Origin of the sequence: Coleofasciculus sp. D1-CHI-01, from assembly GCF_040218875.1 — a bacterium.
Taxonomy (GTDB): Bacteria; Cyanobacteriota; Cyanobacteriia; order Cyanobacteriales; family Coleofasciculaceae; genus Coleofasciculus.
The window spans coordinates 1-22,969 of the sequence record NZ_JAVJQP010000109.1 but is presented as its reverse complement, the minus strand read 5'-3'; the positions used below and the strand labels follow the sequence as shown (position 1 = coordinate 22,969).

The window sequence follows — 22,969 nt, the reverse complement described above, 5'->3', positions numbered from 1 at the left end:
TAAAGGCTCGGTAATCAACAGATTAAATCATCTCAATATTTAATGTTAAGTACTCAAATTGGCATGTTGTGCGTCTTGGATATTAACCGATGAGGTGGGAGTCGCGCTCTCTACTGGGTGTACAACAATTAGACGCAAGTCCTTGCGGGTTTTGGGATGGAGATATCGTTCCTGGAGCGATCGCCATTCCTGCCATAATTGATAACGATCGCCACTCAACTGCTCTACCAGGGTTGGGAGTTTTTTCTTAATTTCTGAGTTCAGACAATCCGACAGAAATTCTGCCAAGACGAAACTGTCTTGAATCTGTCCCAAAATACGCTGAATCGATTTAATCTCTTTCACATAATCCTGATAAGGCGTCTCATAAAAATCAGTAAATAATTCCATCTGATAACGCACTCCTTTGGCTTGTTTCCGCAAACTATGCAACACTGAACCCTGAACCCTGAACAGTTCAACCACATCCTCTAAACTCAGATCCTGAGCCACCTGCTTCTGTCCGTCTGAAAGGTGTACACCCATAAGCCACGCGGGGTGGAGGAAAAACTGACTCACAAACGGTAACAGTAAATCCGGCAAAATCTGATCAATTGGAAATTCGGCAAAAATTCCGTAAGTCGGCGTCTGCAACCAATCTTGAAATGCCCGTTTCATTTCCTGATAGGGTTTATCCTTGAGAGTTTTCTGAACTTGAACTAAGACCTGGTGACGTCGCTTTTCCAACGTTGCTAATACTTTTTTGCCTATTTTTTGTTCAGAGTTGGGCAAAGTGGGCAGATACTGATTTTGCAGCGCATCTTGCATGATGTCCAAATCCCGCAGTTGTCCCAGCCGTCGCGCCACTTTAGCAATCTTTTTCTCACGAGCGCCTTTGGGTAATACCAGGGCTGGGGCAAAACCGCTCACCACTGTCCGTAGCCGTCGCATCCCTACGCGCATTTGGTGTAGCGCTTCGGGATCTTTATCCTTGAGAACATCAGTTTCATACTGAACGGTTCTCTGGAAATGTTTTTCAATAGCTAGATAAGCCCAATAGCCAAAGAGCTTTGGGTCGGATGAGGCAGTGGTTATCATCGGTATGGTGTGGGGTAGACATCCGGAACGTTTGCCCCTAGGGAATCATATAGAGGTGAACGTTGCTTGTTTGTAAAACCTGTATCACAAGAGTTTACCATACTCGTGAATCAAAAATTGTTCTTTCAACTCCCAATAACAGCAATGAGAACGACTTGGGGATGATTTTTGAGCGGAATGGGCATCTTCGCCCCATTTTGCCATGAATCATACCTTGCCGGATCTGACACCCAGGGATTATCTTTAAAACATGAGTTTTATCGACGTCAACGACCCGCGCTAACTCCTAAGGGAGTATGTCGGCGAGGTATAGTCTGAGGGGATCTCTAATCGGGAGACCGATGGCTATCTAAGGAAGCCCTTTATCGCGACTGACAATTGGGCGATCGGTTACAACAACAAACTAACGCAATTCAACTCCAACGGTATGACGCCTTCTCAAGACTTGGGCGCAGCAGTAAAATTCACTAGGGCATTAACGAGCAGCGATTTTTCTAGTTTAATGCCCAGACCTGGTTGGCATGAAAATTTATCGTCAGGAAAAGACTTTTTGTAGCGGTTGGAATAACCAATATCGGTGAGCAGTTATCTCCTGATTCAGGAGTTTTGGCTTTCATTATGCCAACTTTTGGAGGTGATACCAACAGAGTTGCCACAAGCTTATTTATAGTCATTGATTTATAGTCATTGATTTGAAGACAAAGATAGTCATTAATAACGATTAGTCTATCGAACTCGTTCAGTAATCATGGCACTCAGCATCTAATATTTTTATAGGGAGATGGATTTAATTTACGTTAAACTCCGACCCTATAGAGGAGAAAATTACTGTTTTTGATTATACACTTTTTTGAGGGGAATTTTTATCCTCTTTGGGATTTATATACGATTTCGGCTATGGAAAATATAAATCCTAATTCAAAACATTTTGTTAATCCCAAAATAGATAGCCTATAGCTAACCAAAAGCCATAAATTAAATCATTTTTTATGAAATCAAGTCAATGTTTAACTAAAGCAAAACTTCTGAATTTGCACGAAACTGGAGAACGCAATTTCCCCGGAGTTAATTTGATCAGAGCAGATTTAACTGAAGCAAACCTAAGTCGCATTAATTTGAGTGCTGCCCATTTGCAGCGAGCTAATTTAGCCAAAGCTAAACTGATTGGCGCTCAACTTAAAGATGCAGATTTAAGTAAGGCTGATCTCAAGAATGCACTATTGATTGAAGCCACGCTTTCCCAAGCCGATCTGACGGCTGCAATTCTTAGGGAAGCAGATTTGAGTGGTGCGATTCTCACGGGCGCTACTCTACTCGATGCGGATCTACGACATGCTATCTTAATTGGCACAAGTCTGATCGATGCCAAAATGAAACGAGCAAAACTGGCAAAGGCAAACTGTACGGGAGCTAGCTTCAGTTGCGCTAGTCTCAAAGCCGCAGATTTGCAGGGAGTCATCTTAAATCGAGCCATTCTCAGCCAAGCAAATTTAAGGGGAGCAAACCTGAGAGGCGCTTGCTTAATTCGAGCCTATTTACATCGGGCAAATTTGCGAGATGCTAATTTAACAGGGGCTGACTTGAGTGATGCGGATCTCAAGGGCGCTGATCTGAGTCATGCTAATTTGTCAAGGGCTGACTTGAGTTGTGCGAATCTGAGTCACGCGAATCTTACGGGGGCTAATCTGACTGGCGCCCACTTGCAAAATGCGAATCTCAGTCTCGCCAATCTCAGTGGATTGCTCCTCAAAAAAGCCAATTTGCAGAGCGCCCAACTCAGCAAAGCCAACCTGAACCGAGCCAATTTATATAAAGCTAATTTGTCAGGGGCTAATTTGCTAGAGGCGAACTTAGAACATGCCAACTTAGCTGAGTCGAATCTCCAGCGAGCAGGTTTGCTTTTGGCTTATTTAAAGGATGCTAACTTAAGTCATGCCAATCTGAATGGGGCTAACTTAATTGGCGCTAATTTAATGGGAGCGGACTTAAGTGATGCCTCCTTAGCCGGAACTATCATGCCCAATGGTAGAATACACTCGTGACATCCTCCTACACCTTACCCGTAGGGTCGGTGTAGGCTTCCTTTGTGGCAATTTTACGGATTACGCTTCCGGCTCCTTCACTTCGTTCGAGGACAAGGTTTTATAGGTGGAAAAACGCCCAGCCCAACTTTCTGGAATTTATCTATCCCGAACAATCGCTAAACCGATGTGGATTCAAGGATTTGCAGCAATCCATGTCGTATCCCATAAAAAACTCGTTCAATGAGAATTCGTTCATGTTCCTTTAAGCTATCTTTATACAGTAAAGCACGTTTTAAAAATTGCTGATCGGAGGGGGTAATGCAGCGATTCATTAAAACCTTAGTCACTAAGTCTTCGATATTTGTCTGAGGCAGAGTAACGTTCATTGACTTCACAAATATTAAATGTTTATTTTTGTTGTCATAATTATGAATCATTTTCTAGATCAATTTTGTGATCGTCCTAAAAGATAGTTTGTGATTTTCCTAAAAGGTAAATCGTGATCTGTGATAAGGTTAGGTAGTGACATAGGTCACAAATGTATAAATAGAAAATTTACAGGCATTCACCAGAATTGAGAAAGGTTCCACCGGAACATCTCTCCTCAATTCTGCCTTTAGACTAATGAAAAACACAAAACTGGGATTAATCAGTGTACTCCTCCTCTCTATCTCTAGCCCACCAATGCTAGCGCAGACAGAGGCGGCATCCGAAACGGCTGATAACTTGAGAATCAAACCCCGTTTGGGAATTGGACATACGAGTTCTGGTGGTGGATTTGATGGATTTACCCGCCTAGAGGGATTTGTTCCCCTTTTGCAAACTCCAGGTAAAAATCTGACGTTTCTGGAAGGGCGACTCTTCCTGGATAACGATGATGCCAATTTGGGGGGTAATCTGATCCTGGGATATCGTACCTATAGTGCCAATTCCCATCGAATTTGGGGCGGTTATATGAGTTATGATAACCGCCATACAGGTCACAATACCTTTAATCAATTGGGGTTAGGCATAGAAAGTTTAGGAACTGTTTGGGATTTTCGGGTGAATGGTTATTTACCCATAGGCGATACACGCCAAGGAGTTGGTGATGCTGGAGTTCGAGATATTTTCTTTCGCCGCAATTTCTTGATTTTAGAACAGGGGCAAAACAAAGAAGCCGCCATGGGAGGGTGGGATGCAGAAGTTGGCGCAAAACTTGCTCGAATTGGTATAGATGGGGATCTGCGCGGCTATGGGGGATTGTATTGGTATGATGCAGCAGGGACTTCAGAGATATGGGGATGGCGAGTAAGATTGGAAGCGCGTCCTTCAGATAATTTTAATCTGGGGTTGTCCCTACAAAATGATGATTTATTTGGCACGAATTTAGTGTTTACAGTGGGAGCGACATTTCCCGGAAGTCGTCCCCAAGGGTTAGGGGATGAAGATGATCAAGTTTTGGCACGAGTAGCAGAATCGGTGCAGCGAACGAATGCAATTGTGATTGATCATCAAGATGATTTCCAAGACGTACCAGCGACGAATCCGGAAACAGGGGAACCTTATGTATTCCAGCATATCCGTTTAGGTGAAATGGGGGGAGAGGGTACGTTTGAAAATCCCTTTGGTATCGTTGAGAATGGGTTAGATCAAACGGTATCTGATGGCAATGATATTGTTTATGTACAACCCGGAACCAATCCAGGGATTCCGCCGTTTACAATTCCTGATCAAGTGCAGGTGTTATCCACAGGTCCAATTCAGCAAGTGGATACGATAGAACGAGGGATCGTGCAATTACCGCTATCGGGTGCGGGGGTACTCCCGACGATTACTCCAGGCGCGGCAGTTTCAGTGACAATGGGGAATCAAACTACCCTATCTGGGTTTTATATCCCTGATGCGGGTACTTTTGCGATTGAGGGAACGGAGATTGATACAGTAACAATTCGGGATAACGCGATCGCGAATTCCACTCAAGCTGGTATTGTGCTACTGGAGACGACAGGAAATGTCACCGTTACCGATAATAGTATTGATACGACAGGTGGTTTGGGTAATAGCGGATTTTTTATTGGGAATACGGCGGGTTCGATCAACCTCAACTTGATCAGAAATCAGATCCTAAATACCACAGGGGATGGGATGGATATTATTCTGTTTAATGCTGAGGACAGTACAGTAACCCTTTCTGAAAATATAATTAATGGTAATCAATTTAACGGTATTGGTGTCAGATTAGTGAATGCCATCAATGTTAACTTTGATGTTAATGAGAATACAATCGTGAGCAATGGCAGTACCGGACTTGTCTCTGAACTATTTGGCAATTCAAATTCAAGCGTCACAATTGTCAATAACCAGATTTCAGACAATCAGTTTAATGGAATTGCTATGGCACTAGTGGATAATTCCGATGGAATAGTCACCATAACCAACAATAATCTGAGGGGCAATCAAGAAGACGGGATTATCATGGGATTATTTGCAGATTCCGCTGAAACGGTTACAGTTTTAGATAATACGCTGTCGGACAATCAGTTTAATGGAATTGTCCTATTTATGCGGGATAATTCTCAAGGTGCATTCACTATTGCCAATAATACTATTTTAAATAATCAAAGGGATGGGATTATCTTCGCATTCTTGGATAATTCCAGTGGAATAGTAATGATTGAGGAAAATACCGTCGCGAGAAATCAGGGGCGGGGAATAACTGTAGACTCTACTACTGATACTGAAGGAGAAGTCATTGTCCAAAATAACCATATTTTTGAGAATGAAACGTTAGGGATTGCGGGTTTTATGATCGGGGAGTCAGATTTAGACGTCACGATTGACAACAATGAGATTTTGAATAATGGTCATCATGGTATTGGCGTTAGCATTCAAGAATCTGCCACATTGAGACTGACGATCACTGATAATCGAGTGGATAGGAATGGCTTTCAGGGCATTACACTCAATTTACCGGAACCGGATGGCATTTTTGTGGACGCACTCAATAATGCCACTCTTCAGCTACTACTAGAAAGAAACACAGTAATGGATAATGCTCGTTTTGGTGCGTTGATATTAGCAGAAGATCAGTCTGAACTTTTCGCGGGTGTCCGATTTAATACATTTACAGGAAACCTAGGTACTCTTGACAATGCCAATGGTTTTGTAGTACAAACTGGATCACTGACGAATCTTGAGCCGGAATCGACTATCTGTTTAGATTTGAGTAATAATACCAGCAAGAATGGTTTCTCTCTAAATTACATTGATCTTGACAGTACATTTAAAGCCGATACAACGGCAAATAATGGCACAATTTTGATACCCCAATTGCCTGTTGAGCCGCTAGGGGATTGTCCGGTTCCGTAGTGGCGTGGCACACCTAATTTGGTAAATTAGCTTGGGTTCGTTCGTAGTAAGGGCTTTAGCCCTAGATTCTGCCCTAGTAACAGGCGTCAACCCAACCTACAATCTATTCCACTATTTGAGCTGGAATGGCACGCTCAGATAAGGCTGGTGGGCAATGCCCACCCTACGGTATATAGCACTACGCACTAAGGTTAGGACATATCAAGAAAAATTCAAATCGCTTGACCCTGAATTTCGACAGGACTTCGGACGTTCGGCGAGCGCTCAGTCGAGCCGCGTGAGCGCGGCAACTGAGCCTGTCGAAGTTCAGTCGAACGCTCAATTGCTGCGAAGTCGAAGGGTCAATCCCTTGTCAGCTAAGCTTTTGTCTTCACTATTGCAAGAAAGCCTATTGCCTATTCCCTGGCGCGTAGCGCTATATCAATGGTTTTGCCGATATCAAACTGCAAATTTTCAGTGCAATTCATTAATGGATGCATGAGTTGGGTTCATACAGCGCTTTTCAAGTAAGTGAGGTACACAGACAGATCCCCGACTTCTCCAAGAAGTCGGGGATCTTGCTTAGTAAGTTCGTAGTAAGGGCTTTAGCGTTAGATTTTGGCGGGTTTAGTCACATCCCTTGTGAGATAAACGATAGTAGTGAAACCCGCCCCTACAGGTTCCCCAGATTCAACTCGCCAATAACTGAGACGGTGTAACTCGCCACAACTGTTCTAATTGTGACGCTGGCATAGTCAAGTATAAAACATCACCTGCCGCTAACGCTGTGTCCAATAAATCTCGACCGTGAAGCTTTTGATTTCGGGTTTCAATATATAGAGGAACAAACTCAATATCTAGGGTTAAATCTTTCACCCGCCGTCCACAGAACGGATGCTTCAGCGTAATCGTTGTTGCCAACGCCACCCACAGGGTATCCCCGGTCATGCCATTCCCTAAAATACGTCCACCTAAGGCGGCGGCGGCAAAGGCAGGTGTGGCTAATTCGGTGGGACTAAGTACCACCTCAAAATTAAAAACTTGCTGCACGCCTCGGGCAAATTGGGGGTCATGATTTCGCACCACGATGGGTAAATTGGGCGTTAAGGCTTTGGCACTTAAACTAATCTCGACATTAGTCATATCGCTACTGGTTACCGCTAATAAGGCTTCCGCTGTATGGATATTCGCCGCTTTTAAATGGGTCGCCAAACTCGCATCACCGATAATCACGGGGACTCCCAAGGAACGGGCAACACCGAGAAATCGATTGTGGGTATCGGGTTCAATGACAACCACGTCATAGCCATGAGTATGCAGTTGATTCATGATCTGGACACCAATACCCCCCAAGCCACAAACAATATAATGATGGCGACTGGGAACACGGGCAGCATCCAAAAATTGATTAAAACGAGTACCTAAAATAAAATCGTTGAGTAGGGCGTAACAAATCCCAATTACACCTGCCCCAACTAACATCATCACTGCCGTAAAAATCTTGATGCTGTCAGGTGCTAATTCTGCCACTTCTTCTTTCCCGCCAGCCCCAGTAATCATACCCACGGAAAAATAGAGGGCGTCAACAATTGAGGTATTCAACTGAACGCTAACGTAGGTGAGTGTGGCGATAAAAATAGTTAGCAGGAGGGCGAGAGTTCCGGCGAGAATGGGTTGACCATGGTGCTGAAACTGTCGCACGTTAGTGAGCACTTTAAACAGTCGGCGTAGCCAAGAACCCCGACGGCTGCGGATATTGGGTTGAGTGCCAACAATTATGCGATCGCCAGGTTGTAATTTTCGCCCTTGCACAACGGCTGACACCAAACTCACCTGCCCTTTTACGGGTCGATAGTAAATCAACATCCGCGATCGATCTTCCCACAACTCATTCAACTGACGCCCGTTCCAGGGATGAGACTCATGGATGTGTTCTTCGTGAATGGGCCAAGTTTGATTGAATAGTCGCAGTTGCCCAATCGCTTGATTCCCCATCGCGGCAAAGGCAAACACGGGGGCGGCTAATGCGGCTACACTGAGGCTAACATGGTTGGGCAGAATCTGATCCAAGCGATCGCCTAAGCTGTTGTTAAATAGCCGACTAATAATCCGAATCCGAGGATTGAGGACTCGGGCTTGGGTGAGAATAGCCAGATTCAAGGCATCATCGCTAGAGGTGATGACTAGGGTTTGCGCCTCCTGAATTCCAGCGGCGAGTAGGGTGGCAGCTGCGCGAAAATCGCCGATAATCAGATCTTGGCAGTTACCAGGAACCAGGCGATCGCTAATTCCGACAACAGAGGCTCCCTGTTGCTTTAATAGGGAGAAAATTTGATAGCCAGTGCGACCCAAGCCACAAACGATGATTCGGGGTTTCATGAATTTGTCTTATCCACAGACAGAGTTTTGCCTGGTCGTGTTTTGAACACCTATTTTCCTACAGATTTACCGCGACCATTGTAACCGAAGACACCAAGACTAGCAGAAATCTGGAAAAAAGTGATCCGGGTTGATCATTTATCCGGCAAATAGGGTGGCTTTTTTTGCGGTTATCAGCAGCAATCCCTGTTTATTGACGAAAGGAAATCCTTACTCTTAAACTTAATAGTAATTAACTAGAAAACAGTTTATGACCAAGCCTCCGATTCCTCCAGACCTACAAGAACTCAATCCTAAGAGGTTTAATCCCGAAAAACAAGCTTGGACTCAATCAACCGATGTTGTCAGTCACACAAATATCAGTGAACTAACACTGGTCACCTATAATATCTGGTTTTCCGACTATCATCGTCAACAACGCCACGAAGCTATACTGAAGCTTATTCAAGACTGTGATGCTGACGCGATCGCGTTGCAAGAGGTCACCCCAACCTCTCTCAAACTAATTTTAGAGCAAGACTGGGTTAGAAAGAATTACTATAGTTCCGACACCACAGGAGTAACAGTAAATCCTTATGGCGTTCTCTTACTGTCTAAGCTTCCTATAGATCGGTTATTTTTCTGCGAACTTATCAGTCAAATGAGCCGCAAATTCCTCTGTGCTGAATTGCAGCTTAATGGGCGAAATTTTAATATTGCTACGGTTCATTTAGAAAGCAAGAAGAAATTTGCATCCATCCGTGCTATGCAGCTTGCTGATATCTTTCCCCTATTGGAACAGTCCGATCATGCTGTACTCATGGGAGACTTTAATTTTTGTTCATCTTGGGAAGATGAGAACCGTAATATCGACTGTCGCTATCAAGATATGTGGGCAGTTCTCAGAGGTGATGAACCGGGCTATACTGAAGATACGGATATTAATCTAATGAGATTACAGCAAAAACAGAAACATAAAAAAGTTCGCTTTGACCGCATCTTACTCCGTTCGGCTGCTCCAGGTTGGCAGCCGCAATCCATTGAACGCCTGGGATTAGCACCTATTTTCCCTGATTGTCCTAATGTTTTCCCATCTGACCATTTTGGTTTAGTTGGTCATCTAGTCCAAAAAGGTAGAGGGGAGAATGTAGAGGGCAGAAGGCTATAAGGTTGAGGGGAAAAGATACAAATTGTTTCATTAGATGCCGACATAGGAATTCGGAAATCGCGTCACAATAGTATCGAAAGGAAAACGTTATTTATTCAAGAATAAGCTGTAATGCATTTAAATTGGGTATGAGTAGCGAACAAGATGCTCCTGGGTAGCGAGCAAGATGCTCCTGGGTAGCGAGCAAGATGCTCCTGGGTAGCGAGCAAGATGCTCGCACTACTACGGCAAGGATTGCGCCATTATTGATATTAAGGTTTAAATGCCGAACAGCTGATCACAGCGATCTCAATACGGCTCGGATAAGCTCTAATTTAATTTGTTTCTTTCCCTGCTTCCCTATTTACTCCCACGACAGCGATCAAACATCTGTTGGTACGTTTCCTGAAGCTCTGGATTGTCCACGACTATCTCTACACGCACGTTAACACAGCCGTGATTATCTTGCAGCGCGATCGCGGCTAAAAGATCGCTGGCTGCTTTAGGTGAAACAAATTCACCGTTGACAGTAGTCGTTGTCGGTAGACTCGTCTCTAAACTATCGGGAACACCTGTAACTTTCCCTTTCCCTAAATCAATTTCTGCCAGTTGTTTCGGTTCTTCACCAACTTGTTCAACGATTAATTTTTCCCGCCGTACAGGAACTTCTACTACACGGGTTTCAATTTCTTTGCGAACGACAACTTCACCGACTTTCTGCTTACTGCGGTTAACGACTAACTTTTCTTCTAGCAAGCGAATCATGTCTTCTTCGACTATCTCTGATGTCTGATCAGACTGTTCTAGATCACTATTCACTCTCTCTTCAGCATCCATAGCTTTTTCCGAATTAACAGCACTTGTAGAGATTACTGACGAGTGAGGTAAGTCCTCGGAAAGCTTTGCTGTTGGGGTTTCCCTTTTTTGATATACAGGCAAGTATTCAAGTTCCGCTGGTGATAGGTCAACAATTACAATTCTATTGTCTGGGTCAATTGTCTGAATGTGCTGGCGACTGAGGAGAAACCAGGGAGATTCAGCGTTTGTCCATTGGGCAGACATCACCATATAAAGCCGATGATTTTTTTCGACACAGAAATCCTCAACCCGTCCTAGGACTTCACCTTTTTGATTCACGATAGTAAAGAACGTGAATTTTTCTCTAAATTGATCTAATAGTTGTTTTATTTTACCCTTTGTATAACTGCTTTTAGGTTCTTCTTGGATCATAGCTTACTTCTCCAACTTACTAAACGTAGGGTGGGCAATGCCCACCCCCGTATCCACCAATTTATTTAGTTCAATCGGTGAAATTCAATCGCTTTCAGAATTCTACCGACGACCCTTGACGACAGGATTGCCATCTACATCGACTTCTAATTCTTCGCGGCGAACCGTTTCTTTGGCATCTACGGTGTCACGCTCAACTTCTTTCTTGACACCAACTTCTTCCCGGACAAAGGCTTTCTTATCGATATTGGCTGCCTCTTCATGAACTTCCACACGAGCAACTTCACCGTCGTGGAAATCGGCACTACCTGGTTGAACTTCGCGGGCTTCAGAGGGACTGTTCCGCTCAATTACAACCCGCTCTTTTTCTACAGGAACTGATACCTGAGCTGTTTCAGATTCTACGTGCTTACCTATAGCAACTTCACCGCTCTTGTAACGGTCTTTGTTGGCAATTAGTTTCTCTTCATACAGCTTGATATTTTTATGATCCTGCTCAGTAGTAGCGTAGAGTTCAGGCTCATGATCATAAGTGTAGGTGTCGCGATTATAGGTTGTCGCTTGAGCCGATGTTGATGGCGTCGAGCGATTAGTCGCCATAGGCCGGTAGACGTTGCGGACTCGTTCTTCGTAGTCGTAGTCGATGCTCATGTTGTCATGATATTCCGGTAAGCTTTCGGCTTGCGCTTTGGTCATACCGATCACATAAACCCGATGACGGTCATAGTCCATCCGAGCATAACCTACAGGTAACAAGACATTTTTACCAAAGATCCAGAACCCTGTATCAATGACTAGATACCGGAAACGACCATTTTCATCCAGAAGAGCATCATGAACTTCACCGATTTTCTCTTCTCGATCAGAGTAGACATCATATCCTTTAATGTCATCACCACCGAAAATCTGTTCTTTATAGTTAGGGTAAAATTTGTCTATTTTGATGAGATTCATAGAATAGTCTCCGTGTTTCTTTATCTTTGAGAGTTTAACTCTCGCAATCTACTTTCAGATTACAGAAAAAAGACCTTTTGTGAATCCATCAAAAGACATAAACCAAAGTAGTTAGTGATTTTTTTTACAATGATACGGTGATTTCTTTAGCTTGAGAATATTTGTGCTAATTGACTAACTTTCTTCTACGCAAATTCCTTAAATTTAACAATATCCCCTTAGGCTACAGGATTTCATCAAATACAATATATAAATTCCCATAAAATAACACGATGAATTATCTGTTTTTATCCTCCTATAGGAATAGATTAAATTAGGTATAGTAAATAAAGATAACTCAGAAGGAGTGGGATTAACCCCTTTGATGCAATATCACGTTATTTACGACGGCAACTGCAATCTTTGTGTCACCTTAGTGCAGCTTCTGGAAAATCTGGATCAAGGACAGCAGTTTGATTACATTCCCATGCAGGATGAAGCCACCTGTGAAACCTTTGGCATTACCCCCCAAGACTGCGAAATGGGAATGATTCTTATCGATAGGGCATCCCCGGAACGTCGGTGGCAAGGGAGTGAGGCGGCTGAGGAAATTGGGCGTCTGTTGCCCATGGGCGAGGTGTTCGTCTCAGCATACCGGGCAATGCCTGGAATGAAATGGCTCGGCGATCGCACATATCAACAGGTTCGTGATCATCGGTATAGTTGGTTTGGCAAGCGATCGAGTACCTACAATTCAGCTTATCCTCTGGGATGTCAGGATAACCAAAATTGCCAGACGTAATAAGTGTTTCTTGAGAGCCAATGGCAACTTATACCCTGTAAGGAGCGTCTATTGTTTGAGTGCCTGAACTGTAGCTATTTTAATTTTATGTACCATGATTAATCCTTTCTCCTTCTGCTCTCATCGTCACCGTCGTCGTTTATTATATCCGTTTGTGTCAGCGATCTTGACGTTTAGCCTGATCGTGGGTACACCTCAGGTGAGTCAAGCAATTCCCTGGCTGGATCTGATTTTCCGAGGCGTCCAGATTATCCAACTTTCCAATATTTCTGAGCGCCAGGAAGTCGAGATCGGGCAGCAGATCAATCAGCAGTTGGTGAGAAACCAGATCCAACTCTATCGCAATTCCAGTGTCAACCGTTACATTGATCAGATTGGTCAGCGATTGGCAAAAGAAACTCAACGCTCGACGATTCCCTATACGTTTCAGGTGGTTAGGGATGACGGCATTAATGCCTTCGCGACTACGGGGGGTTTTATTTATTTGCACACAGGTTTGATTGAAGCGGCGGACAATGAGGCTCAACTGGCTAGTGTAATTGCCCATGAAATCGGGCATATCGAAGAAGAACACATGATTGAACAAATGCGCCAGACAGCGATCGCCAGGGGAGTAGCCGTTGCCGCCGGTCTAGATCGCAATACCTTAGTCAATATTGGCGTAGACTTGGCGCTGCGGTTACCCAATAGTCGTGAAGATGAATTTGAGGCGGATCAAGTTGGGTTAGACATCCTCAAAAAAGCAGGCTATGCACCGTCAGCCATGGTAAATTTCATGGAAAAACTCCAGAAGAAAAGCGGTTCCGTCCCCTCTTTCCTCAGCACTCATCCAGGCGTTGGCGATCGCATTAACGCATTGAATCAGGCGATCGATCCGGCTGAAGCTACTGTCGGTGATGGTTTGGATGAAAGTGCCTATAAAGCCAAAATTCGCCCCCTGCAATAGGATTATCTCTGGTAGCAACATCCATCCCTAGTTCTTTGGGTTCCCAGCTTCCCAGACGTGCCATGGCACGTCTCTACATTGCTTCCCCATACTGCACTAGGAACGGAGTACAGAACGACGTGGTAAGAGTTGTGAAGGTTCTACCCTTGTCACCGCCTCCTCAAGTGGCATTTGGCGAACCCGTTGTTTAAAAACATTGGCTTGATAAACCCGTGAGTTTGTCAGGTCTAATCCTGTGAGCCAACCACTTTTCGGGTGATACGCGCCCGTGTCAATATCCAACCATCCTCTACCTTGGGCAATTCGTCCCGGTTGTACTCCTGGCAAGGTAAAGGTAATCGTATGACCAATGATAATTAACTTATCGGTAAAATAAGGCTCTTGAATGCTATGAAATTCGTCTCTAATCCAACAGAATTGTTCTGTCGTTTGCTTTTCTAAGGGTAAACGGGGATGAACTCCAGCATGGACTAACCATGTATCTCCCAAATCGAGATGGGTGGGTAAGGTACGCATCCACTCGATATGGTCTTGGCGGACACCACTCTCACCATAACTATTGATGGTACTGTGACCGCCACTATAGAGCCATGCTTGCAGGGCTGGACCATAGATTTCTCCCTGACCCAGGATTTCTAATAGCATTTGCTCATGATTGCCTAGCAAGCAAGGATAAGGGCTTTGCTTGACAAATTCAACAACTTGAGAGCTTTGGGAACCCCTATCAATTAAGTCTCCCAAAAAATAGACTTGATCGTCTTTGCTAGGAGCGATCGCATCCAATAAGGTCATTAGGGTATCGTAGTGCCCATGCACGTCACCGATAACAATCCGACGGTGAGTCATTGTTTATTGATCCAAATCCGTGTCGTCAAATAATAGGTAGCACCCATAAACGTTTACTTGCACCAGTTTGGTTACCAAAAGCTGGACTATTGTGTGCCGAGGTATGTTTACCAGGGGTAGGCAAGATTCTCAGGGTCAGGATACTCTATTATCTATTAGTTAAAACAAGTGCTAACATCTATCTTCCGGGTTTCAGAGGAAATTCATTAAATTTCACACCTTTTCCGCTGAGCATCCAGCACGCCATTGATAAATACCAGTTTCCTCGAATACCAGTCTCTATCCTAATCATCTTCCCCCTATTGTGATTCAAAAGACAGTTCGATGTCACCAAAACCTGTGTTAGATTCTCCCTGGGTAATGATTCATACCCTCCAACAACCCACGAGCTGGACTTGGGTTGAACAAGCCCTAGCTCACCTTGATCTCATTCTACTCGACCATTCCCAATGCGAACGCAAAGCGGCAGGTGTAGCCCTGAATTTAATCTTTCGCTATCCATCGAGTACGCAACTGGTTCGTCAGCTTACCGCGATCGCGCGTGAGGAACTGGATCACTTTGAGCAGGTCAATCAATGGTTGGAACGACGGGGTATTCCTTTAGCTTCCCTCTCTCCCTCGCCTTATGGTGCTAAACTGAAAGCCCAGATTCGTCGTCATGAACCGGATCGGCTATTAGATTCTTTACTGGTTGCCGCTTTAATTGAGGCTCGCTCTAACGAACGGCTGGGATTACTGGCAACTCACTGTCCTGACCCGGAACTCGCCGCGTTTTATCAAGGTTTGATGACATCTGAAGCACGACATTACGGGGTTTACTGGGTGCTAGCGGACACCTATTTTGAGCGGGAGGTTGTCAGCCAGAGGTTAGCAGAACTGGCGACGGTAGAAAGTCAGTTACTTAGCACGCTTTACCCAGAACCTCGAATTCACAGTTAAGGTTAGGGTGAGGGAATTAAGCGAGTTAGTTTTGTGACCTATTATTTTTACTTATGTATAAATGATAACTTTCTCCAGAATTTATTCTAAAGAATTGATAAGTTTAACCCACAAATTGAACCAATTAAGTTACCTCAGAGTATAGTCAAAGTGATCAGTCAACAGTCACTCTACCTAGGAGATGCTAACGATGAATCTAGCAAAGACTTCAACAGTCCTTGGCTTAGTTGCTGGCGGTACTCTGGCTTTATCGGCGATGCCAGCAGACGCTGCCTCATTTAACAATGGGGGTATTTTGTTTGATACCGATACGAAAGTTGATTTTGAGTTCCTGGAATCTCACGGTAAGTTCCAATCAACCCTGTTTATTGTAGAAGCAACCGATAAAAATACACCCGTATATACCCTGTTTACCGAGAACGAGGCATTTGATACGGATAGTTCAGATTTTATGGGGACTTGCCCCACCTCTGTCACAGCACCTGATGGGTCCTGTACAAACTGGTTCGAGTTTCAAGGTGGTGTAGAGTATAGCTTACTGCTTGACTCTGGTAACAATGGTAAGGTTTGGTCAACAGATCTATTGAATATGCCTGTCGAGACACTGGCATTGTTTAAGTTTGAACAAACTGATGCTGGCAAGTACACGATTGACTTTGAAGATAAGGGAATTGCTCCTTATGACTTCAACGACTTTTCGATCACGGCGCAAGTAACAGATATCCCTGAACCCACTACTTTGGTCGGTTTAGGATTAATTGGTGGGGCATTGGCTCTGACCCGTCGTCGTAAAGCTCAGTAAAGTTCTGAAGCGATCGCGCTTTGAATGCCTCTTAGCTTCAAGCTGGCTTAATCATGTTTCTATTCAAAAACCCACACTAAGCTGACATTATAGTGTGGGTTTTTGGCTGTTCATCAGTATCACTTAGGTTCAACCGGATGCTGTCCGTAAAATGGTAATGCTTGTGACCAATGAGGGCGCTTGCCTTGTTGCCAATCTAAATAAGCTAAGTCTAATAGGCTAGTAACACAGGTTCCTAAATTAACGGATACCTCAATCAGTTGATAGGGGAGGTTTTGAGTGTCGAGGACGTGTTGCCAGATATCAGGTGTCATCACCCCATCAGGTACAAGCGGTGTCAAGCTAGAACCCTCTGAGGAGAGTTGATAGATTGCAGTATACAACTGCCCCCGTCGAGCTGGCATTTGTAGTGCGATCGCTCTTTCGTGTGAGGTTTCCCGATGCTCTTTCCCTTGAAGCGTTGCCGACCAAGCCACGGCTGCCAGAGTGGAAATGGCAAATAACGGAATATCCAGTTGCTGTGCCAACGTTCGGGCTGTTACCACACCAATACGAGTGCCTGTAAAACTGCCCGGACCTTTGGCGACGGCAATAAATGCCACATCTGACCAAGCGTTTGGGAGTAAAAACTCACTCAAGTGCTGATGTAAATGAGTTGATAAATCTCGTCCCAAATCCCAGGTAGCTGCACGAGGCTCACTCTGAAAATTACTAATGGCTAATCCGAGTTGGGGACTGGTGGTATGTAGGGCTAAACCGTATTGGTTGTCATTGGTCATTGGTCATTGGTCATTGGTCATTTGTCATACTCGAAGAGCGTGAGAAGCAAGCTACGTTATTTGTCATTCCTCATTCTCCTCAGTAGTTTCGGGTTTCTTGGGTAGGGGAGCTTCTGGGGGAGCAGGCGCTTTTTTCATGTTTTCTAGGGGGTCGCCAACAGACTCAAACGGGGGTTCGCTGACCGATTCAGAAGACTCAGCCGATTGGGGAACCTTTTGAGAAGGGGCTGGCGGTTCTGGCGGTTGAGATTGATTTGGGGATGCTGGGGATGAATTAGGTAAAGGTTTAGGGGTTGAAGTTGGCGATTTTTTCTCAGAGGAGGGTGATTCTGTAGGAGTGGATGAAGGGTCTTCAGAAGTTGGTGAGGGAGAGGGTTCAACTGAATCACTCGATTTTTTTGGGAATCCGGGAAAAGAGCGGCGAGAGGGTTTCTGTTCCTGCTCTGAGGAAGGGGCATTTTTGTCCTGGCTGGGTTCAGTCGTTTCTTGGAACGTATCCTCACTATCATTAAGTTCGGTATCAGAGTTTAGGGGTTCCTCTGGGGATGAGGGTTCAGCCGCTGGTGGAGTTGAGACATTTTGAGACTGATACCAAATCGTTCCCAATCCGACTAAACCTGTAGCAATTACAGCGCTCATTCCCAGTAAAACGGGAGAAACACCTAAGCGTCGATGCAAAGGCGTATATTGAGTGGGCTGGGACTCTCGCTGACGGGAACTGGCTTCCTGTGGTGGGGTTAACGCAATAGTGGCTCCGTTGGTTGTTGATACAGGATGGGAGAGGAATTCCTGGTTGGGTTCAAAGGATACATCCGGCAACAGGGATAGCCATTCGGCTACCGATGAAGGGCGATAACGCGCCTCAATTGCCATCCCGCGCATGACAGCTTGATTTACGGCAGCACTGAGTTGGGGTTGGAGATCACGGGGAGCAGGCATAGGTTGGCGCTCCCGGATAACGGCGGGTGTGGGGATTTGGGCAGTTAAAAGGGTATAGAGAGTGGCGGCTAAACCGTAAACATCGGAGGCTGGGGTGCGTTTTTCTTTGATTAAATACTGTTCTAAAGGAGCATAGCCCTCAGACAGCATGTTAGTGTGGGTTTGAGTTGTATTCAGGCTAAATTCTCGTGCAATGCCAAAGTCGATGAGGACAACTTGATGTGTTCCTTCTCGTCGGATGATATTGGCAGGTTTAATATCGCGGTGGAGTAAACCTTTTTGATGGACTACGGTTAAAGCGTCCCCAATTTGGCAGATGTAATGAATGGCGGTGGCTTCACGGAGGGGTTTGCCGGGATGTAAAATCTCTTGTAAGGTCTGACCGTCTACATAGTCCATGACCATGTAGGGCCACCCTGCTTCCACAAAGAAGTCACTGACTCGGACAATATTGGGATGGGTACATAAGGCGAGCCGTCGTGCTTCATCCTGGAATAGGCGTTGAAACCGAGAGCAGTCGGGGTTACGATGCATGGACTCGTCTAGGGTTTTAATCACCACCACCTGCCCTAAATAGTGATGGGTGGCTTTATAGGTGATGCCAAAGCCCCCTCGTCCTAATTCTTGCTCTAGAGTGTATTTGCCACCCTGTAGGGTTTTACCAACTAACGAGTTCATACACTGACCTTAGGGTTGAGAAAAAATTGTCAGTTCAGAATTCACTTTAACTCAGAATATCTAGATTTAGGGATAAGGTGTCAGGGAATGGGAACGATGGGGGAGCTGGGGGAGCAGAGGGAGCTGGGGGAGCTGGGGGAGCTGGGGGAGCTGGGGGAGCTGGGGGAGCAGAGGGAGCTGGGGGAGCTGGGGGAGCAGAGGGAGCTGGGGGAGCTGGGGGAGCTGGGGGAGCAGAGGGAGCTGGGGGAGCTGGGGGAGCAGGGGAAGATGGGGCAGTTTTTCGGTTGTCACCCGGATGTCACTAAATGTAATCAGTGTAACTAACCTCTCACTTCCTTACCCCACTCTCTCCAATCAATCCGTGAAATCAGTGTTTTGACGAATGACGAATGACAAATAACAAAGGACAAAGGACAAATAACCAATGACTGATATTTACCAATCTGCCATTCGCCCCATTCTATTTTCGCTGGTGAAGGCAGATCCGGAGTGGGCGCACGAACAGACAATGCATTTGTTAGGTTGGCTAGATCGTACATACAAATCCTCCTCAACTCCTTGGCTTTCCTCTCAATTGCACCAAGCCTTTTGCCTGAGTGATGTTCGCTTAGAACAAACCTTATGGGGACTGAAATTCCCTAATCCTCTAGGTTTAGCCGCCGGATTTGATAAAGATGGGGTAGCAGCTCGAATTTGGCGTATCTTTGGGTTTGGCTTTGCTGAACTTGGAACCGTTACCAGTCACGCCCAACCCGGAAACCCCCAACCCCGGTTGTTTCGTTTACTCCAAGATAGAGCCGTTCTCAACCGCATGGGGTTTAATAATCGAGGGGCGCAAGCGTTGGCAGACCGATTAGGAGCGATCGCGCATCAGCCGTTTGAGCCGATCCCGTTGGGGATCAATCTGGGTAAGTCTAAGGTAACACCCTTAGAAGAGGCAGCAACGGACTATTTAGCCAGTTTCCGCCTACTTAAGCCCTGGGGGGATTATTTTGTGGTTAATGTAAGTTCACCGAATACACCCGGATTGCGATCGCTACAAGATGCTGAACAACTGCGAATCATTTTGGAGACGTTGCAACAGGATAATCAAGGGCAAAAGCCGCTTTTAGTCAAGATTGCACCGGATTTGGAGTGGGACGCGATCGCGGATGTTGTTGATTTAGCTCAAACCTATCAGCTTGCGGGAATTGTGGCGACGAATACAACGATTCGCCGGGATATCCTGAAAACCCAAGTCATCGCCGCCACAGGTAAACCCGTGACTGAAGAAGCTGGCGGAATTAGTGGTGCGCCACTGCGGGAACGTTCCACAGAGGTGATTCGGTTTATTCACCAGCAAACCCAAGGAAAATTACCGATTATCGGCGTGGGGGGAATTTTTACCGCCGAGGATGCGTGGGAAAAACTCACCGCCGGAGCTAGCTTGATTCAAGTGTACACCGGATTAGTCTATGAAGGACCCTGGATGGCACGGCGAATCATGCAGGGATTGTTAAAAAAATTGGAAGAACAAGGATTGAGTTCGATTACTCAGGTGGTGGAGCAGGCACAAGCCTCTACCGAGTGAAGCTGAGTCCGGGTAAAGGCTTTGTCAACACCAGTCTGCCTTTACAGCCTACTAGGGTGGATAACACTGCACGAATCATCAGGTTATCCCTAGCCACAACTTTTTTTCAATACTAGAATAGTATAGAATGAAGACCATTCTAGAGATAGATATTGTTGTTGAGTTTTGTAACAATATCACGCTCAATAACTTGCCTTAAATCTAGTAGGTCAGTATTATTAGTTCACTGAGAAAGAGTAACTTGATCAGGAAACGCCAATTAGGCAGACTCATTTGACAAGCACTTAAACGCTTACGTCAAGTGTAGATCTTTCATCTAGGATAGTATCCTTTTTTTTGTACCTTCGGGTCAGAGTAACGAATAGACAACGAAGCTCTCTATCGTGGAGTCACTCACCACCAAATTTTCAATCTACTGAGGTTATTTATGTGGGAAACAGTTTTTATCGGAGCCATCGCATTTTACGTAATCATGTTGCCGATTTTCTTTAGCCGATGGTTAGATTTCATGCAACATGATGACAGCCTGTCCCAAAACGAGAAATTTTCCTCTTGGGTGCTTTTGCTTATTGCTACTATCCTGTGGCCCATCGTCGTGCCAATATCTTATCTAGAACTGTTAGATGCCCGCAAAACATTTAATAATTACTGAAGCCGTTCAGGATTCAGGATCACGGTATAGATTGAGTCGTCATCAGACACAACTCGCCACCTTTGCCACCTTTGTCAAAAATATAGGTAATTGGCGAACCGTTTAGTTATTAATGTTACGATTTGTCAATTAAGTTAGAGGGCAAAGGGTGCATCCTGCACTAGGATGCTCAGAAAGCCACTTCACCGCCATCATTGGTCATTGGGTAAAAATAAATGACAAAGAACCAATGATAAATGGCAAAACTACGACTGAATTTCACTAACAACCATTGGCTAATCGGTTTTTCCTTAGCCGCCTTTTTCCTGGGAAGTATTTCTCTAGGGAATGTACCGCTACGAGACTGGGATGAAAGCACTCGCGCCCTAATTGCCAGAGAGATTTATCGCACCGGGAATTGGCTGCATCCGACACTTCACGGGGAACCCTATCTACTCAAACCCCCGTTAGTGGATTGGTTAATGGCTCTGTCGTATAAATTTTGGGGAATTGGAGAATTAACCACTCGCCTACCGGGAGCATTTTTGTCTGCTTGTGGGGTTCCGCTACTCTATTTGTTGGGGCGAGAACTTTTTGCTCAACGTCTCCCGGCTATATTTGCGGCTAGCGTTTATTTGACGTTGTTACCTGTGGTGCGTCATGGGCGTCTGGCGATGCTGGATGGTACGGTGGTGTCGTTTTTTCTGCTATTGCTAGTGTGTCTGCTGAAAGCGCGTCAGGATAAGCGTTGGGCGGTTGGGATGGGGATTAGCCTGGGATTGATTACGTTAACCAAAGGGATTTTGGTGATCCTGTTGGGTGCGATCGCGTTTGGGTTTCTCTTGGCTGATGGACAATGGGCGCAGTTAAAGAGTCCCTATTTGGGGCTAGGTATTCTCTTGGGGAGTACACCTGCGATCGCGTGGTATGCAGTTCAGTGGCAGTATTATGGCGAAACCTTTTGGCAGGTGCATTTTCAGGCGCAGGGGTTGAACCGCATTTCGGAATCCGTGGAGGGAAATCAGGGTGCGCCTTGGTATTATTTGCTGGAATTACTCAAATACAGCTTTCCCTGGTTCCTGTTTTGGTTTGGCGGATTGGCGCTAGCTTGGCATCATCGTCAACGGAGTTGGGGCAAGCTGGTACTAATTGGTACTGTTGGCTATCTGGGGGCGATTTCCCTGATAGGAACAAAGTTGCCTTGGTACATTATGCCGTTATACCCTTTTTTTGCTCTAGCCGTTGGCATGTTCTTAGCACAATTGTGGCAAGAAAGCAAGCATTATCCCCAAGTTTTAGTCTGGCTTTTGGGGTTAATGGCAGTTGCTGGGGTGGGGGGATGTGTTTATTTTATCCTGGCAGATCCGCAGCCTGTGTTGATTATGATGGGAGTGGTTGTGGCGTTAACAATGGGTTTAGCAGCTTGGCAGGTTTACCAGCATAATCGCCAATTTATCCCGATTTTATTGGGCGGAACTTACGTGGCGTTGTTGCTGTTGATCATGTCTACATCCTGGGTTTGGGAATTAAATGAAGCCTTTGCGGTGAAACCAGTTGCCCAGTTGATTCAGGAACACACGCCCCCAGACACGGTGGTTTATACATCTTATGGTTATCGGCGTCCCAGTTTAGATTTTTATAGCGATCGCCAAGTGATTCCGACGGATACAACTCAGTTGCAACAGTTGGCGTCAACGTCGGCGTATTTACTGGTGGATGAGTCAACGTTGGCAGGATTACCCGTTCGCGATCGCGTCATTCTTGGTAGTAGCGAAGGCTTCACCTTAATTGCAATTCTCGATTGAGTGACCGAAAAATAGGGGGAGTTTGAGGGGGTGGAACGCAAGCCCCTGTCATTACTATGCACGGGGATAAGTTTCACCCCCTCAAATAAACAATTGAGCGACAGCGAATCATTATATGGCAGCCATGTTGTAT

Annotated in this window: 18 protein-coding genes; 10 read left to right on the top strand and 8 right to left on the bottom strand. The window is 45.3% G+C overall.

Annotated features, from left to right (window positions below; genetic code table 11):
- Window positions 1-45: 45 nt before the first annotated feature.
- Window positions 46-1,077 (bottom strand): CHAD domain-containing protein, encoded by a 1,032-nt coding sequence (locus tag RIB93_RS20255; RefSeq protein ID WP_446374988.1) that lies wholly within the window; start codon window positions 1,075-1,077, stop codon window positions 46-48.
- Window positions 1,078-2,066: 989 nt separating this feature from the next.
- Here RIB93_RS20255 and RIB93_RS20250 point away from each other — a divergent pair.
- Complete coding sequence (locus RIB93_RS20250; RefSeq protein WP_446374986.1) at window positions 2,067-3,119, top strand: pentapeptide repeat-containing protein; 1,053 nt, start codon at window positions 2,067-2,069, stop codon at window positions 3,117-3,119.
- A 158-nt stretch (window positions 3,120-3,277) separates the two neighbouring features.
- Here the strand turns inward: RIB93_RS20250 and RIB93_RS20245 are convergent, their stop codons facing one another.
- Window positions 3,278-3,487, bottom strand: coding sequence for a hypothetical protein (locus tag RIB93_RS20245; protein WP_446374984.1), 210 nt, complete (start codon window positions 3,485-3,487; stop codon window positions 3,278-3,280).
- A 238-nt stretch (window positions 3,488-3,725) separates the two neighbouring features.
- Between RIB93_RS20245 and RIB93_RS20240 the strand changes: the two genes are divergently transcribed.
- On the top strand, window positions 3,726-6,452 hold the full coding sequence (locus tag RIB93_RS20240) for a right-handed parallel beta-helix repeat-containing protein (protein ID WP_446374982.1): 2,727 nt from the start codon (window positions 3,726-3,728) through the stop codon (window positions 6,450-6,452).
- Window positions 6,453-7,121: 669 nt separating this feature from the next.
- On the opposite strand, the gene RIB93_RS20235 is transcribed toward RIB93_RS20240, so the two are convergent.
- Window positions 7,122-8,810 carry a potassium channel family protein gene (locus tag RIB93_RS20235; RefSeq protein ID WP_446374980.1) on the bottom strand — a complete coding sequence of 563 codons (1,689 nt, stop codon included), beginning with the start codon at window positions 8,808-8,810 and terminating at the stop codon, window positions 7,122-7,124.
- Between the two features lie 250 nt (window positions 8,811-9,060).
- Between RIB93_RS20235 and RIB93_RS20230 the strand changes: the two genes are divergently transcribed.
- Complete coding sequence (locus tag RIB93_RS20230) at window positions 9,061-9,957, top strand: endonuclease/exonuclease/phosphatase family protein (protein ID WP_446374978.1); 897 nt, start codon at window positions 9,061-9,063, stop codon at window positions 9,955-9,957.
- A gap of 339 nt (window positions 9,958-10,296) precedes the next feature.
- Here RIB93_RS20230 and RIB93_RS20225 read toward each other — a convergent pair whose 3' ends face one another.
- Window positions 10,297-11,166 (bottom strand): DUF2382 domain-containing protein, encoded by an 870-nt coding sequence (locus tag RIB93_RS20225; protein ID WP_446374976.1) that lies wholly within the window; start codon window positions 11,164-11,166, stop codon window positions 10,297-10,299.
- 102 nt (window positions 11,167-11,268) lie between these two features.
- Window positions 11,269-12,120, bottom strand: coding sequence for a DUF2382 domain-containing protein (locus RIB93_RS20220; protein WP_446374974.1), 852 nt, complete (start codon window positions 12,118-12,120; stop codon window positions 11,269-11,271).
- Between the two features lie 364 nt (window positions 12,121-12,484).
- On the opposite strand from RIB93_RS20220, the gene RIB93_RS20215 reads away from it, so the two are divergent.
- Both RIB93_RS20215 and RIB93_RS20210 read left to right on the top strand, forming a co-directional pair.
- A complete protein-coding gene (locus RIB93_RS20215; RefSeq protein WP_446374972.1) occupies window positions 12,485-12,901 on the top strand; it encodes a thiol-disulfide oxidoreductase DCC family protein in 417 nt (138 codons plus the stop codon).
- 94 nt (window positions 12,902-12,995) lie between these two features.
- Window positions 12,996-13,847: a M48 family metallopeptidase gene (locus RIB93_RS20210; protein ID WP_446374970.1), complete on the top strand. Its 852-nt coding sequence runs from the start codon at window positions 12,996-12,998 to the stop codon at window positions 13,845-13,847.
- A 96-nt stretch (window positions 13,848-13,943) separates the two neighbouring features.
- Here RIB93_RS20210 and RIB93_RS20205 read toward each other — a convergent pair whose 3' ends face one another.
- Complete coding sequence (locus RIB93_RS20205; RefSeq protein WP_446374968.1) at window positions 13,944-14,693, bottom strand: metallophosphoesterase family protein; 750 nt, start codon at window positions 14,691-14,693, stop codon at window positions 13,944-13,946.
- Window positions 14,694-15,017: 324 nt separating this feature from the next.
- On the opposite strand from RIB93_RS20205, the gene miaE reads away from it, so the two are divergent.
- A complete protein-coding gene (miaE, locus tag RIB93_RS20200) occupies window positions 15,018-15,632 on the top strand; it encodes a tRNA isopentenyl-2-thiomethyl-A-37 hydroxylase MiaE (protein ID WP_446374966.1) in 615 nt (204 codons plus the stop codon).
- A 190-nt stretch (window positions 15,633-15,822) separates the two neighbouring features.
- Complete coding sequence (locus RIB93_RS20195; protein ID WP_446374964.1) at window positions 15,823-16,434, top strand: PEP-CTERM sorting domain-containing protein; 612 nt, start codon at window positions 15,823-15,825, stop codon at window positions 16,432-16,434.
- 119 nt (window positions 16,435-16,553) lie between these two features.
- On the opposite strand, the gene tsaB is transcribed toward RIB93_RS20195, so the two are convergent.
- Both tsaB and RIB93_RS20185 read right to left on the bottom strand, forming a co-directional pair.
- A complete protein-coding gene (tsaB, locus tag RIB93_RS20190; protein WP_446374962.1) occupies window positions 16,554-17,213 on the bottom strand; it encodes a tRNA (adenosine(37)-N6)-threonylcarbamoyltransferase complex dimerization subunit type 1 TsaB in 660 nt (219 codons plus the stop codon).
- A 63-nt stretch (window positions 17,214-17,276) separates the two neighbouring features.
- Window positions 17,277-18,830, bottom strand: a complete 1,554-nt coding sequence (locus tag RIB93_RS20185) for a serine/threonine protein kinase (protein WP_446374960.1) — start codon at window positions 18,828-18,830, stop codon at window positions 17,277-17,279.
- 77 nt (window positions 18,831-18,907) lie between these two features.
- Here RIB93_RS20185 and RIB93_RS20180 point away from each other — a divergent pair, with 77 nt between their 5' ends.
- The 3 genes from RIB93_RS20180 to RIB93_RS20170 all read left to right on the top strand — a co-directional run bounded on the left by RIB93_RS20180 (window position 18,908) and on the right by RIB93_RS20170 (window position 22,836).
- On the top strand, window positions 18,908-19,135 hold the full coding sequence (locus RIB93_RS20180) for a hypothetical protein (RefSeq protein WP_446374958.1): 228 nt from the start codon (window positions 18,908-18,910) through the stop codon (window positions 19,133-19,135).
- Between the two features lie 119 nt (window positions 19,136-19,254).
- Window positions 19,255-20,400, top strand: a complete 1,146-nt coding sequence (locus RIB93_RS20175; protein WP_446374956.1) for a quinone-dependent dihydroorotate dehydrogenase — start codon at window positions 19,255-19,257, stop codon at window positions 20,398-20,400.
- 888 nt (window positions 20,401-21,288) lie between these two features.
- Complete coding sequence (locus RIB93_RS20170) at window positions 21,289-22,836, top strand: ArnT family glycosyltransferase (RefSeq protein WP_446374954.1); 1,548 nt, start codon at window positions 21,289-21,291, stop codon at window positions 22,834-22,836.
- Window positions 22,837-22,969: the final 133 nt, after the last annotated feature.